Below are 14,624 nucleotides of genomic sequence, written 5' to 3'. Positions count from 1 at the left end.
CCCCGCTCAGTTCAGCTTGATGTTGGTGGCGGTGCAGGTCGCGTTCGGCTTCGTGTCGACCTCGGTCGGCTCGCCGCTGGTCACGCCCTCGAAGCTGGCGCAGATGATCATCTTGCTGGTGCTGTTGTTGATGGTGACGTTGTCGATCGCCGCGGTGTCGCCGAGGTTCGGGTTGATGCCGACCAGGGTCTTCAGCGGCGCCGTGATGGTCACGTTGGAAACCTTGACGTGGCGGGCGAACTGCTTGGAGCAGTTACCGCAGGAGCGGTACAGCTTGCCGATGTCGGTGGCCTGGAAGTTCTTGATGACGAACGTGCCGGGGCCGTTGTGCTGGAACGTCTTGTCGGCCGCGTGCATCGCGCCACCGCCGTTGACGGTCATGGTCTGGCTCGCCGAGGTGCCCTTGAACGTGGCGGCGTCCTCGCCCACGTCCTCCCACCACACGTTGGTCAGGGTGCAGGTGCCGAGGCAGTGCACGCCGTCGGCGGCCGGGGACCCGATGATGACGTTGGAGATGCTGGCGCCGTCGGCCAGGTCGAAGATGGCGTCCTGGCCCTCTTCCTGACCACTGCCGCCCAGGTCACCGCTGCCGACGTAGCGGGTGTTGCCGCCGTCGAACGAACCGGTGATCTTCTTGGTGGCGGTGACCTTCTCGGTCTTGGACGCCGTGGGCCACGTGGTCGCCACGGGGGCGGCGGAAGCCGAGGCCGTGGGAGAAGCGGTGGCCGACTTGGTGGGCGACGCGGTGGCGGTCTTGGTGGGCGACGCCGTGGCGGTCTTGGTGGGCGACGCGGTGGCGGGCTTGGTGGGCGACGCCGTCGCGGTGGCGGTTGCGGTCGGGGTGGACGAGCCCGAGGCGCTCACGGCGAAGTCGTCGAAGGAGGCGGACGCGGACGCGGTGACCACGCCGGCCCGGCCCTTGGTGAGCTTCGCGGTGGCGTCGCCGACCAGCGTGCCGTCGACGTAGCCGCGGACCTTGGTGCCGGTCACGTCGAGGCGCAGGGTGTGCCAGCCGGTCGCGGCGGTCGACAACTTGAGGGTGCTCAGCACGGTCACCGAGGACGAGCCGCGCACCTCCTCGAGCCGTACCGCGCCGGGCACCAGGACCAGCCGTTCGAACTCGCTCGAACCGGTGGAGCGGGCCACGATGCCGGCCGAGCCGCTGCCGGTCAGGGTCAGCGGGCGGACCTTGGCCTGCACGGTGTAGTCGGTCCACGACTTGTCGCCGGCGAACTGGCGGGCCAGTTCACTCGTGGCGTTGTCCTGGCGCAGGACCTTGCTGCCGTCGGTCACCACTGACCACGTACCGCCGGATTTGGTCCAGTCGGTGAGGCTGCCGCTCTCGAAGCTGTCGCTGAACGACGTGCTGTCGGCGAACGCGTTGGCCGTGAGGCCTCCGGCCGCGACCACAACCGCGGCGAAACCGCCGATCAGGGCGGCCTTCCGGCGGCGACCGCCGGGGCGGCCAGGCTCTGCGTGTGTCATCCGTCTGCTCTCCAGATCATCGGTGGGACGTGATCCAGGTGGCCGGGCCGCCGGAAAAGGTTGCCGGGCCCATGCAGAAAAATCGCAGCGTCGCTCCAAGATCACATCTGGTGGTCAACTTCCCGTTGCACACCCGCCGGGTAGGAAGTGGAAACTGATCGGCATGAATTCCGCTCGCGCATGGCGACGAGCCGCGCTGGTGGCCGGCTGCCTGGTGCCGATGCTGACGTCGACCGCGGCCGTGGCCGCACCGTCGCAGATCTCAGCGTTCGACGCCGTCAACCAGTTCATCGGCACCGAGCTCGACACGACCCAGAACAAGAGCAACGACGCGTACGGCAACACGTTCCCGGGCGCGGCCGTGCCGTTCGGCATGGTGCAGCCGAGCCCGACGACGTGGGGTGACGGCAACACCAACGTCAGCCAGAAGGGCGGGTACGAATACACCGCCGGCCTGATCCGCGGCTTCGGCATGACGCGGTACTCGGGCACCGGCTGCACCGGCCGGTTCGGGGGCTACGAGTTCCCGACCATCCCGTACGCCGGGAAATTGACCGGTGGGGTGCTGCCGTCGAGCCCGGCCACGAACGTCAAGGACTATTACCTGCCGTTCAGCCATGCCAACGAAGTGTCACAGCCCGGCTACTACAGCGTGGCCCTTGACAACGATGTCAAGGCGGAACTGACCGCCTCGGCCCGTACCTCCGTCAGCCGTTTCGATTTTCCGAAGAGCGGCGACTCCACACTGATCCTCGACGTTTCCGGCCCGAACAACCGCACGTTCGGCAGCGAGGTCACGATCGACCCGGCGACACGTACGGTCAGCGGCTGGATGTACGGCGTCGACGTCTGTGACAACGGCAACTACTACAAGGCGTACTTCTCCACGCAGTACGACCACGACTTCGCGTCCTACGGCACGTGGACCGACGAGGCGCTGACCCCGGGCTCGGACCACGCGATCAAGAGCACCACCGACGTCGGCGTGGACTACCGGCACGACACCGGCGCGTGGCTGACGTTCAAGCAGGGCGCGAAGGTCGTCGCGAAGACCGGCTTCAGTTACACCAGCGTGCAGAACGCGGCCCTGAACCGGGTCACCGAGGTCGGTGAGGACGGTTTCAACGACGTCAAGAACGACGCCAAGAAGCTGTGGAAGCAGGCGCTCGGCACGGTCGACGCCGACGGGGGTACTACCGAGCAGCGCACGAAGTTCTACACCGCGCTGTACCACGCGTTCCTCAACCCGACCGTCCGTGACGACGTGAACGGCCAGTACCTCGGTTTCGACGACAAGGTGCACAGCGTCGAGAAGGGCCGGCACTTCTACAAGAACATCAACTTCCCGGGATCGGGCTGGGACGCGTACCGCAGCCAGGTGCAGCTCGTGGCGCTGACGTTCCCGCAGGTGGCGAACGACATCAACCGTTCGGTCGTCGCGCTCACCCAGCAGCGCGGGTCGTGGGCGCCGGGTGCGTCGCGGATGCAGGGCGACAACTACCAGGTCATCGTGTCGACGCTCGATGACATGGGCGCGACGGACTACGACCGCGCGGCCGCCCTCGCGTCGATGAAGGCCACCCAGGTGCTGCCGGCCACGACGACCAGCCGCAGCGACGGCTACCAGTATTTCGCCACCGGCCTGATCGAGAACCGCAAGGGCGACTTCGCGACCTCGCGGGTGCTCGAATACTCGGTGGACGACTTCGCGATCGCTCAACTGTCCGCGCGGCTCGGCGACAAGCAGTCGTACGACTTCTTCATGGGTCGCGCCCAGAACTGGATGAACGTCTTCGACACCCGGACGCAGCACATCCGGCCGCGGGAACGCACCGGCTTCGACCGGAGCTTCGACCCTCGGGTACGCGACGACGGCGCCGGCCGCGGCCAGTTCAACCAGTCGACCGGATATCAGTACGGCTGGAACGTGCCGCAGAACCTGTCCACGCTGATCGCCAAGCGGGGTGGTGTCGCGAAGGCCACCGCCGAGCTCGATGTCCTGATGGCACAGCTCGACGCCGGCGCTTACACCCAGACCGGCAACTACCTCTCCAACCAGGCCCCTTTCGGTACGCCGTGGGTCTACAACTGGTTGCAGGCTCCCGCGAAGGCCACCGATGTGCTGTACCGCGCGGTCTCGCAGATGTACGACACGACACCGTCCGGCCTGCCCGGCAACGACGACACGGGTTCGCTCAGCGCCTGGTACGTCTTCGCCAACCTGGGCTTCTACCCGGCGATCCACGGCACCGGTGACCTGGTGATCAGCGCCCCGATGTTCGACAGGATCGTCATCGACCCGGTCGGCGGCACCCGCAAGATCAAGATCAACGCGAAGGGTACGACCGGAGGCGCGCGATACGTCGGCGCGCTGAAGGTGGACGGCAAGGCGCAGAGCAAGTCCTGGCTCGACAGCTCGTTCGTCCGCAAGGGCGGCACGCTCGACTTCACGATGACGGCGACCGCCGGCGCGTGGGGCACCGCCGCCACCGACGTGCCGCCGTCGTACACCGACGGCTCGGACGCGCTGAACAACGCCGGCACTACGCCGGACGGTCAGGGCAACCTCGGCTCGATGGACCTCAGCGACTGGTCGCTGTCGAGGAACGCCCTCGCCACCGCCGGTGCGTCCCCGGGGGCCGACCTCCCGCTGGCCGGCACCGGCACGGTCTTCACCTGGCCGTCGGCCGAACCCGGCAAGCCCGACAACTGGATCCCGCACGGCCAGGTCGTCGACGTGCCGGACGCCCCGGCCGGCACCGTCGCGTTCCTCGGCCTCGCCACCAACGGCCCGTCCACCGGCACCGCGACCGTGCGCTACACCGACGGCACCACCCAGCCGGTCACCGTGACGTTCGGCGACTGGGCGGGCGCGGCCCCGGCGGGCACCACCGCGCTGGTCACCGTGGCCGGGCGCAACAACGTCAACGGTACGGCCGGTGACGGCACGTTCCGGGTCTTCGCGACCACCCCGGTCGCCCTCGACCCGGCGAAGATCGTCGATGCGGTCGTCCTGCCCGACGACGTCGACAAGGGCATCATGCACATCTTCGACGTGGCTGTCTCCTAGTCTGAATTCTCACAACGCGGCGGCGCCGGTCTTGAGTGGACGGCGCCGCCGCGTCGTGCTTGGCTGTTCCCATGAAGATCACACGCCGTACCCTCCTCGCTACCGCGGCGGCCACGGGTGTGGGTGCGGGTTCGCTCGCGGCGGGTGCGCCCGCCCAGGCCGCACCACTGAGCGGCGGCGTGAAGGCACCCAGGCTGGTGCCCGGCGACCGGGTCCGGGTGATCGCCACGGCCGGGGTGCCCGACACCCGGCTCGCTCGCGGCATCGAGATCCTGCAGAGCTTCGGCCTGGTCGTCGAGACCGGCACGCATGTGTACGACAAGTACGGCTACCTGGCCGGCACCGACGAGGCCCGGCTCGCCGACCTGAACGCGGCGTTCACCGACGAGGGTGTCAAAGGTGTCTTCGCGGCCCGCGGCGGCTACGGCACCCAGCGCATCATCGACGGGCTCGACCTGACCGCGGTCCGGCGCAGCCCCCGCGTCTTCGTCGGCTTCAGCGACCTGACCGCGCTCAGCGGCCGGCTGTGGAACCGGGCCCGGCTGACCAGCTTCTACGGCCCGATGATCAACTGGACCGACTCCCGCACCGGCCCGGTCGAGATCGAGTCGCTGCGCTCGGCGCTGATGACCACCGACCCGATCGTGCTGACCCCCGACCCGGCCGAGCCCAGCGCCACGGTCGTGGTGCCGGGCCGCGCGACCGGCACCCTGCTCGGCGGCAACCTCACCATGCTGCAGACCAGCATCGGCACCGCGGACCTGCCCGCCCTGCGCGGCGCGATCCTGCTGTTCGAGGACACCGACGAGTCGCCGTACAGCTACGACCGGATGCTGACCCAGCTGCGCCGCTCCGGCGCACTCGACCAGATCTCGGGCATCGCCATCGGCCAGTTCACCAACGCCCCGGTCAGCGCCGGCCAGTGGACCGCCGCCGAGGCGGTGCTGGACCGCGTCGGCGACCTCGGCGTCCCGGTCCTCGGCGGCCTGCGCGTCGGCCACGGCAACGGCCAGCTCACCGTCCCACTGGGGAGCATGGCCACCATCGACACCACCACCGCCACCCTGACCGTCGAGGCCGGGGTGAGCTAGGAGGCTGTCGGAGTCCGACCCTTACGCGGTCCGACCTGCGGCGGCATCACCGGCCGGAGGCGGGGGTGAGGACGCGCAGCCTGTCGATCAGGGTGCGGAGTTCGCGCAGCGCGGCCGGGTCCCGGCGGCGGCCGGTGGTGTCGATGATCTCGGTGACCCCGGACAGGAGGGCGGCGGCCTCGTGCGGGTCGCCGAGCTGGGCCAGGGCCTGGGCCGCCAGCCAGTCGCAGTATGCCCGGGGTGCTCCGGCGTCGCGGAGCTGGGCGACCAGGACCAGGCAGATCTTGTCGTAGCCGGACGCCAGCACGATGCGGGCCAGGGCGTCCGTGGCGTGCAGCCATTCCCGCGTACCCGGGAAAAGGTCTCGCAGCGTCTCGAAGGTGTCGACCGCCTGCTGGTGGCGGTCGGCCGCCGCGTAGTCCCGGCCGAGCGCGAGCAGCGTCCGGGCGATCTGCCTGCGGTCGGCGTCGCGGCCCTGGGCGGCCAGGTCGTCGACGGTGCGCTGGGCCAGCGCGAGGTTGCGCTCGGCCCGGCGAATCCGGTCCGGGTAGGTGGCGTGGCCGAGGTGACGCAGGCGCAGCGCGGTGACCGGGACCGGGGTGCGTTCCGGGGCCGAGCCGTCCGGGCGGATCAGGCGTTCGTGCACCCGGCCGGACCAGGACAGCCGGTCGGGGCGATAGAGGCGGGTCTCCAGCTGACGGTACGAACCCGAGTGGTGGGCGTCGTCGACCTCGACCGTCAGGGCGTCGGTGGTGGCCTCGGCCAGCACCCGGCGCAACGCTCGCGGGTCGGCGGTGACCCGGTGGTCGGCGTCGACGGCCAGCACCCAGGTCGCCGGCACCCAGGTCGCCGGCACCCAGGTCGCCGGGTGCTCGCGCTGGGCCTCGTTGCGGGCGGCCGCGAAATCGTCGGACCATCCGCCGCGGGTGACCCCCGCTCCGTACCGGGCGGCGATCTCCGGGGTGTCGTCGGTGGAGCCGGTGTCGTGGACGTGGATCTCGTCGACCACGAACGCGAGCGACTCCAGGCAGGCCGGGAGGAGCTCGGCCTCGTCACGGACGATGATCGAGGCGGCGAGCAGCGGACAGCTCATGTCTTCCCGATCGACCGGCCGGGGTGGGCCCTGAGCCGTAACACATTTGACATGATCTATGTGATCGCTAACACTCGTCTCCATGCTTGGTCGTCTGCTCCTCACCGCGGCGTTGATCATCGGCACCAGCACCAGCACCGGCACCGGCACCGGCACCGGGGAAACGCCGGAACCGATGGCGGTGGCTTCGCACCAGATCCCGGTCACGCCACCGCCGATGGGGTGGGCGTCGTGGAACACGTTCGCCGCGCGGATCGACCACACCGTGATCAAGCAGCAGGCGGACGCCCTGGTGTCGTCCGGGATGGCCGCCGCCGGGTACACCTACGTCAACATCGACGAGGGCTGGTGGCAGGGCACCCGGGACAGTTCCGGGAACATCACCGTGGACACCGCGGAGTGGCCCGGCGGGATGAAAGCGATCGCGGACTACCTGCACAGCCGGGGACTCAAGGCGGGCATCTACACCGACGCCGGGCGTGACGGCTGCGGCTACTACTTCCCGACCGGGCGGCCCGCCGCACCGGGTAGCGGCAGCGAGGGGCACTACGAGCAGGACTTCCTGGCGTTCGCCCGGTGGGGCTTCGACTTCGTCAAGGTCGACTGGTGCGGCGGGGACGCCGAAGGGCTGACCGCCGAGACGCAGTACCGCCAGATCAGCGCCGCGATCGACAGTGCGGCCGTGCAGACCGGGCGGCGGCTGGTGCTGTCCATCTGCGACTGGGGCAAGCAGGAGCCGTGGAACTGGGGTCCCGGCGTCGGTGCCATGTGGCGGACCAGCACCGACATCATCTTCTTCGGTGAGAAGGCCTCGATGGGCCGGGTGCTGACCGCACTGGACCGTAGCCAGAACCCGGTCGCGCAGCACACCGGTTACTACAACGACCCGGACATGATGACCGTCGGGATGCCCGACTTCACTGCCGCTCAGAACCGTACCCATATGGCACTGTGGGCGGTTTCCGGCGCTCCGATGCTGGCCGGCAACAACCTCGCCACGATGAGTGCCGGCACCGCGGCGATCCTGACGAACCGTGAGGTCATCGCGATCGACCAGGACGCCCGCGGGCTGCCCGGGACCAAGGTCGCCGAGGACACCGCCGGGCTGCAGGTGTACGGCAAGGTGCTCAGTGGCAGCGGGCGGCGGGCGGTCGCGCTGCTCAACCGGACCACGGCGAGCGCGACCATGACCGTACGGTGGAACGACCTCGGGCTGACCGGCAGCGCGACCGTCCGCAACGTCTGGGCGGCGGCCGATGCCGGCACCGTCGCCGGTTCCTACCGCGTGACCGTGCCGGCGAACGAGGCTGTCCTGCTCACCGTGACCGGCACCGAGGCGGCCGGCGTCACCTACCAGCCGGAGAGCGGCACCCGGTTCAGCGCAATCGCGTCGGAGGGCGGCGGGCTCTCGGTCGCCGAGATCGAATACACCAACGGCGGCAGCACCGCGCGGACCGCCACGCTGGCCGTGCCCGGATCCGCATCGACCGTGGTCGCCTTCCCGCCCACCGGGTCGGCGACCACGCCGGGGACCGTCTCGGTCGTCGTCTCCCTCGCCACCGGAAACACCAACACCCTGACCTTCGGCGCTGGGGCACCGGATCTCAGGGCCATCGAGGTACGCCCGTTCGGCGCGCCGTCCACCGCCGTACGGATCACCGGTGCGGCGTCGGGCCGGTGCCTCGACGTCAACGGCAACTCCCCGGCCAACGGCACCGCGGTCGTGCTGTGGGACTGCAACGGCCAGGCCAACCAGCAGTGGACCCCGACCGCCGCGCAGGAGCTGCGGGTCTTCGGGTCCCGGTGTCTCGACGCCTACAACAACGGCACGGTCAACGGCACCGTCGTGACCATCTGGGACTGCAACGGCCAGACCAACCAGCGATGGGTACGCAACGCGAACGGCACGATCACCGGCGTCCAGTCGGGACTCTGCCTGGACGCCTCCGGGGCGGGCACCGGCAACGGCACCCCGATCATCCTCTGGACGTGTGGCACCGCCGCGAACCAGCGGTGGACCGTCACCCCAGCAGCGTAGGGCGCTTCCACTCGCCGCCGTTGACGTGGTGGTCGAGGAACGCGAGCACCGTCTCGTACCAGATCTTGGCGTTGCCGGGTTTGAGGATCCAGTGGTTCTCGTCCGGGAAGTAGAGGAACTTGTGCGTGCTCGTCCCGTCCTGCGCCTTGGCGCGTGACAGCAGGTCCCACCAGAGGCGCAGGGCCTCGCCGATCGGCACCCGGTAGTCCTTGTCGCCGTGGATGACCAGCAGCGGGGTGGTGATGTCGTCGGCGAACCGGTGCGGGGAGTGCCGCCGCGTCATCTCCTCGGTCATCTCCCGGGTCCAGTAGTACGACGCGTCGGTGGTCGTGCTCATCTGGTCGAGCGCCCACAGCGAGGCGTGCGTGACGATCGCCGCGAACCGGTCGGTGTGCCCGGCGATCCAGTTGGCCATGTAACCGCCGAACGATCCGCCCATGGCGGCGACCCGGGCGGCGTCGATGTCCGGCCGCTGGAGCGCGGCGTCGGTGATGGCCATCAGATCGGTGTACGGGGCGTCGCCCCACGCGCCCCAGCCCCGCCGGATGAACTCGATGCCGTAGCCGGTGGACAGCGCCGGGTCGGGCAGCAGCACCGCGTAGCCGTGCGCGACCGCGATCCACGGGTTCCACCGCCAGGACCAGGCGTTCCAGGAGTGCAGCGGGCCGCCGTGGATCCACAGCAGCAGCGGGGCCGGGCCGCCCTGCTCGGGCAGCGCGAGCCAGGCGCGCAGCTCGGTGCCGTCCGCCGCGGTCGTGGTGACCTCCGCCAGCCGCCCCGGCACCGGTACGACCTCGGCGGGGCCGGGCAGCGCCAGCACCGTGCCGGACCCGTCGAGCGGCACCCGGACCGGTACGGGCGGGCTGTCGACGGCCGCGCGTAGGGCATAGGCCCAGCGCCCGTCCGGGGAGACCCGGAGGTCGGTGTACGCGCCGTCGTCGGGCGTGAGCCTCACCGGCTGCCCGGTCGCGGCGTCCACCCGCCAGAGCGGGGAGCGGCCACCGTCGTCGGCGACCACGATCAGCGCGGCACCGTCGGGCGTCCAGCGGGCGGAGTGCGGCCAGCGGTCCCACTGCCCGGTCAGCGCCTCGACCGGGCCACCGGCGAGCGGGAGCACGCCCAGCCAGGAGTCACCGGGTTCGAACGGCGAGGAGCGCCGGCGGACCACGACCGCCACGCGTGTGCCGTCGGGTGACAGCCGCGGTGACCCGTACAGATGATCGGGGTCGTCGGCCAGGACCCGGCGCCCGCCGGTCTCCACGTCGATGGCGACCAGGGTGTCGCGCTGCGAGGCGCCGGGCTCGGCCACCGTCCAGACCGCGACCACCGTACGGCCGTCGGGGCTGATGTCCCAGCTGCCCTCGACGTCGATCGCCGCACCGATGTGACCGGTGAGGTCGCGCAGCTCGAGCCGCTGGTCACCGGCCGGGACGACGCCGGTGAGCAGCCGGGCCCGGTCCGGCCCGAGATCGTGGTCCCAGTAGCGGACCGGGTATTCCTCGTGCAGGATCGCGGAGACGCCCGCCTTCTTGCGGCTCTCACGGAGCTCCTGGTCGGCGTCCGGCCCGGTGGACGACGGCATCATCGCACTGCCGGCCACCAGCGTGCCCGACCCGCTCACCACGACACCGCGCACCCCGCCCGGCGGGGCGGCCACCACCCGGGCGTCGCCACCGCCGGCGGGCTGGAGCCACAGCGCCGCCTTGGCGTCCTCGCCGGGCTCACCGCCCGGCTCCGGCCGCGCCGAGGTGAACAGCAGGTCCCCGGCAGGGGTGAAAGCCGCGGCGGACTCCCCCTGGTCGCTGCGGGTCAGCCGGCGGGCCGGGCGCTCACCGGCCGGGTCGACCTCCCACAGCGCCGAGGTGTACTTCGTCTTCTTCTGATCGAGCGTCGACACGCCCACCACGAGCCGGGCGCCGTCCGGCGACAGCCACAGCCCACCGACCCGGGGCAGGCCGGCAAAGACGTCTAGATCCGCGTAGGGACCCGAGCTCTGGTCATCGATCACTATGCCTTTCTACACCCGATCAGCCCCCGATGGGCTGTGCGCGATCGGTCACGGTGATGCCCCGGGCGAAGTCGGTGACCTGGTCGTCGTCGAGTCCCACCGACGCCGGGACGCTCACCAGGACTTTGTCGCCGCCGGCGGCCGGGAACATCCTCCGGGAGGTGCGACAGGCCCTGCAGGGACACCGAGATCTGGCCCGGATCCGTTGCATGCGTTGTTCATCGATCGGTAATGATCGATGGGGACACTGCCGGCATGCGTGTTCTCGCCTCGGTCCTGGCCGGTCTGCTCGCCGGCATCACCCTCGTGACACCGGCCTCGGCGTCACCCCACCAGCGATGCACCGACCACACCGTCGACGTACGGCTGAGCGACCCCGGCCCGGCCGTCCACCACCTGTGGGGACGATTGTGCTGGCGGGGCACCACACCCCCGGCGACGGTGCAGCTGCTCGTGCCCGGCGGCACGTACGACCACCACTACTGGGACCTGAGCCCGCGCTACTCCTACGTCGCGGCGGCCACCTCGGCCGGCTTCGCCACGTTCAGCGTCGACCGGGTGGGCTCCGGCACCAGCAGCCACCCGCCGTCCGGCATCATGAGCAACCACGCCGAGGCGGTGGCCCTGCACGACGTGGTCACCGCCCTGCGGTCCGGGACCCTCGGGCGCTTCCGGTCGGTGATCTGGGTCGGCCACTCGCTGGGCTCGATCATCGGGGCGTTCGAGATCAGCCGGTACCACGACGTGGACGCGTTCATCGCCACCGGCATGCTGCACGAGATCAACACCGACTACTTCGCCGAGACCGCCGGCTCGGTCCAGCCGGCCAACCAGGACCCCGCGTTCGCCGGCCTCGGTCTCGACGACGGCTACACCACGACCAGACCGGGGGTACGGAGCCAGTTCTACGCCCCGGGAACGGTGACCCCCGGCGTCCTCGCGGCCGAGGAGCGTACCAAGTCGTTCCAGCCGGCCCTGGACTTCGCCGAGGTGGCCGCACTGCTCACCCCGGCCGCACCGGAGCTGTCGGCGACCCGGGACATCGGGGTGCCGGTCCTCGTCGTGGGCGGGCAGGACGACCGGACCTACTGCGGCCCCGGCTTCGCCGACTGCACGAACTCGGCCACCGTGCTCGCCCACGAGGCGCCCTATTACCAGCACGTGCGGGTGGTGGTCGTGCCCCGTACGGGACACTCACTGGGCCTGTCGACAACCGCCGGGTACACGTACCGAAAAATGCTTGCCTGGTCCCGGGCCCCGCGGTGATCCGCTTGATCGTGGTGGGTCCACGCTGAGTTCTGACCTACGCGCGGGCCGCGCGGAACAACCGGTAGGCGGAGACCAGGTACAGGATCGCGCCGCCGACCGCGTAACCGTTCACGCCGCCGAGCGAGATCTCCGGCTCGGACGCCGCCGTCACGAAGGTGAGGCCGATGACCGCGGAGAGGCCGCCGCTGATGATCATCGCCCACTGCCCGCGCTGGCCCCGGCGCCGGCGGGCCACCGCCAGGCTGAGCTGGATCAGGCCGGTCAGCAGGGCCCAGGCCCCGAACACACGCAGGACCGAGGCGGGTCCGTCGAGAGCCGCGACGACCACGGCGAGGGTCGTGACGGTGCTGATGACGGCGTTGACCAGCTGGGTCCGGGCCACGCCGGGGATTCCCGAGGCCCGCTGGGTACGAGCGTCGACCAGTGACGCGACGACGTCGACGACCGGGTAGAGGATCAGCAGCACGACAGCGAACCCGGGCAGGCCGGAGTCGGGGCCGAGGGTGCCAGCCGAGGAGAGGGCGACGGCGAGCAGGCCCGCCCAGACCAGCGCGATGAGCGCACGGACGAGATACAGCCGGCCGGTGGCGGCGGCGATGGAGGTGGCGGTCGGTACGGTCGACATGGCCTGTCCTTACGAGTGCTTTCGAGTGCTTCTTGAGTGCGGAACGCTCCGAGTCTGGGAGTTCCGGGGACGGCGCGCGTACTTCGTTCGAAGTACGTTCCGGGATCATTTCTGGACGAGAGTCGAACCATGGTCACGGCACCTCTGTGGATACGCCGGCCGAAGGTGCTGCACCTGGCGGCCTACTCCTTCGCCGCACTGTCGTTCGCCGGCCAGGTCGTGGCCCTGCTCGTGCGGGGATCGGACCGGGCCACGGCGCTGTCCGTACTCCTGGCCGGCGCGGGTGTCGTCCTGTCCTGGTGGCGGCCCTGGGCGGGGCTGGTCGTCACCGGCGCGGCGTCCTTCGCCGTCACCGCCGTGGGCCAGGACCCGCTGTCGGTCTGGATGATGGCCGTCTTCGTGCTGTTCTCCCTCACCTTCCGGGGCGGGCACCCGGTGGCCGCGACCCTGGTCGTGGCCGCGTTCTTCCTCGGCACCTTCATGACGGTCGGCGGATTCCGGGGCGGCGCGACGGTCGGTACGGCGGCACTCTTCTTCGCCATCGGCGGCGGCGCGACCGGCTTCGCGCTGCGCGTCCACCGGGACCACTGGTCGATGCTCGAGGAACGGGCCGAGACCGCCGTCGCCATGCGCGAGATCGAGGCGACCCGGCGCGTGGCCGAGGAACGGCTCCGCATCGCCCGGGACCTGCACGACGTCATCGGTCACCAGGTCGCGCTGCTGAGCATGCACCTGGGCACGGCGGAGATCGGGCTTCCGGACACCGCCGCGGCGTCCCGCGACGCTCTGGTCGCGGCGAGAGCGAGCGCCCGTACCGTGATCGTGGAGTCGCAGCGCATCCTGGTGCTCCTGCGCCGCGGCAACGACCCGCCCGGGGCGGAGGCGCTGCGGCCGGTCCCGGCGCTGAGCGGCCTGGAGTCGCTGATCGCCTCGTTCGCCAGCATCGGGCTCGACGTACGGACCGACCTGGCCCTGCCCGCCGGCCCGGTGGAACCCAGCGTCGGCATGACGATCTACCGGGTGGTCCAGGAAGCTCTGACGAACGCCTACCGGCATGGTGAGGGGACGGCGACCGTGGACATCGGCGAGGCCGGCGGCCGGATCCACGTCACCGTGGAGAACGACATCGCCCCCGGACGCCGGGCCCCCGGGACGGGTGGCGGCCTCGGCCTGGTGGGGATGCGGGAGCGCGTCTCCTCGTCCAACGGCCGGATGACCGCCGGCGCCGAGGACGGCCGTTTCCGGGTCCGCGCCGAGTTCAGCCCCCGAGGAGAGGTCCTGCGATGACCACGATCCTGATCGTCGACGACCAGGCGGACATCCGGGCCGGCATCCGGGCGATGCTCCGGCTCGACCCGGACCTGGTCGTCGCCGGTGAACTCTCCGACGGGCTCCAGGTCCTGCCGTTCCTGCGGGAAAATCAGGTCGACGTGGTCCTGATGGACATCCGGATGCCCGGCATCGACGGGGTCGAGGCCACCCGCCGCATCCGTACCGAACACCCACCCGAGAAGCTGCGGGTGATCGTGCTCACGACGTTCGACCAGGACGAGATCGTCCTCGCCGCGCTGCGAAACGGCGCGAACGGCTTCCTGAGCAAGACCGTGAGCCCCGCCGAACTCGTCGCCGGCATCATCGAGGTGGTCGGCGGTGGCGGCACCCTCTCGGCCGCCGCGACGGCCGCGCTCATCGGCCACATGACCGACAGCCCACCCCCGGTGGTCGACAAGGAGCTGCTGAGCCGCTTCCGCGCCCTGACCCCCCGGGAGCGGGAGGTGGTCGTCCTGGTCGCGAGCGGCATGACCAACGAGGAGATCGCGGCCCGCATGTCGGTGTCCCCGTTCACCGTCAAGACCCACGCGGTCCGGGCCATGACCAAGGTGGGCGCCCGGGACCGGGCCCAACTGGTCTCGTTCACCTTCCGCGCCGGTCTCTACCCGTGAGG

The 14,624-nt window shown here is 70.6% G+C and carries 11 protein-coding genes; 6 read left to right on the top strand and 5 right to left on the bottom strand.

Features of this window, described 5'->3' with window-relative positions; all coding sequences use genetic code 11:
* Positions 1 to 6: 6 nt before the first annotated feature.
* Complete coding sequence (locus ACIA6A_RS30230) at positions 7 to 1,485, bottom strand: pectate lyase (RefSeq protein WP_396101333.1); 1,479 nt, start codon at positions 1,483 to 1,485, stop codon at positions 7 to 9.
* Between the two features lie 163 nt (positions 1,486 to 1,648).
* Between ACIA6A_RS30230 and ACIA6A_RS30225 the strand changes: the two genes are divergently transcribed.
* Both ACIA6A_RS30225 and ACIA6A_RS30220 read left to right on the top strand, forming a co-directional pair.
* Positions 1,649 to 4,555: a GH92 family glycosyl hydrolase gene (locus ACIA6A_RS30225; RefSeq protein WP_396101332.1), complete on the top strand. Its 2,907-nt coding sequence runs from the start codon at positions 1,649 to 1,651 to the stop codon at positions 4,553 to 4,555.
* 71 nt (positions 4,556 to 4,626) lie between these two features.
* Entirely contained in the window at positions 4,627 to 5,646 is a 1,020-nt protein-coding gene (locus ACIA6A_RS30220) for an LD-carboxypeptidase (protein ID WP_396101331.1), read from the top strand.
* 46 nt (positions 5,647 to 5,692) lie between these two features.
* On the opposite strand, the gene ACIA6A_RS30215 is transcribed toward ACIA6A_RS30220, so the two are convergent.
* Positions 5,693 to 6,739 (bottom strand): glycosyltransferase, encoded by a 1,047-nt coding sequence (locus tag ACIA6A_RS30215; RefSeq protein WP_396101330.1) that lies wholly within the window; start codon positions 6,737 to 6,739, stop codon positions 5,693 to 5,695.
* A gap of 82 nt (positions 6,740 to 6,821) precedes the next feature.
* Here ACIA6A_RS30215 and ACIA6A_RS30210 point away from each other — a divergent pair, with 82 nt between their 5' ends.
* Positions 6,822 to 8,777, top strand: a complete 1,956-nt coding sequence (locus tag ACIA6A_RS30210; RefSeq protein WP_396101329.1) for a ricin-type beta-trefoil lectin domain protein — start codon at positions 6,822 to 6,824, stop codon at positions 8,775 to 8,777.
* Here the strand turns inward: ACIA6A_RS30210 and ACIA6A_RS30205 are convergent.
* Complete coding sequence (locus ACIA6A_RS30205; RefSeq protein WP_396101328.1) at positions 8,761 to 10,785, bottom strand: prolyl oligopeptidase family serine peptidase; 2,025 nt, start codon at positions 10,783 to 10,785, stop codon at positions 8,761 to 8,763. The genes ACIA6A_RS30210 and ACIA6A_RS30205 overlap by 17 nt on opposite strands.
* A gap of 19 nt (positions 10,786 to 10,804) precedes the next feature.
* Complete coding sequence (locus ACIA6A_RS30200; RefSeq protein ID WP_396101327.1) at positions 10,805 to 10,936, bottom strand: hypothetical protein; 132 nt, start codon at positions 10,934 to 10,936, stop codon at positions 10,805 to 10,807.
* Positions 10,937 to 11,040: 104 nt separating this feature from the next.
* Between ACIA6A_RS30200 and ACIA6A_RS30195 the strand changes: the two genes are divergently transcribed.
* Entirely contained in the window at positions 11,041 to 12,051 is a 1,011-nt protein-coding gene (locus tag ACIA6A_RS30195; protein WP_396101326.1) for an alpha/beta hydrolase, read from the top strand.
* 37 nt (positions 12,052 to 12,088) lie between these two features.
* Here ACIA6A_RS30195 and ACIA6A_RS30190 read toward each other — a convergent pair whose 3' ends face one another.
* Positions 12,089 to 12,679, bottom strand: coding sequence for a DUF308 domain-containing protein (locus ACIA6A_RS30190; RefSeq protein ID WP_396101325.1), 591 nt, complete (start codon positions 12,677 to 12,679; stop codon positions 12,089 to 12,091).
* A gap of 129 nt (positions 12,680 to 12,808) precedes the next feature.
* On the opposite strand from ACIA6A_RS30190, the gene ACIA6A_RS30185 reads away from it, so the two are divergent.
* On the top strand, positions 12,809 to 13,966 hold the full coding sequence (locus ACIA6A_RS30185) for a sensor histidine kinase (RefSeq protein ID WP_396101323.1): 1,158 nt from the start codon (positions 12,809 to 12,811) through the stop codon (positions 13,964 to 13,966).
* Positions 13,963 to 14,622: a response regulator gene (locus ACIA6A_RS30180; RefSeq protein ID WP_396101322.1), complete on the top strand. Its 660-nt coding sequence runs from the start codon at positions 13,963 to 13,965 to the stop codon at positions 14,620 to 14,622. Before ACIA6A_RS30185 ends, ACIA6A_RS30180 begins: the two co-directional genes overlap by 4 nt.
* Positions 14,623 to 14,624: the final 2 nt, after the last annotated feature.

It is taken from the genome of Actinoplanes sp. NPDC051494 (assembly GCF_044454705.1).
In the GTDB taxonomy this organism is placed as follows: Bacteria; Actinomycetota; Actinomycetes; order Mycobacteriales; family Micromonosporaceae; genus Actinoplanes.
The sequence above is the reverse complement of the archived record's forward strand: the minus strand, read 5'-3'. Positions and strand labels throughout refer to the sequence as shown.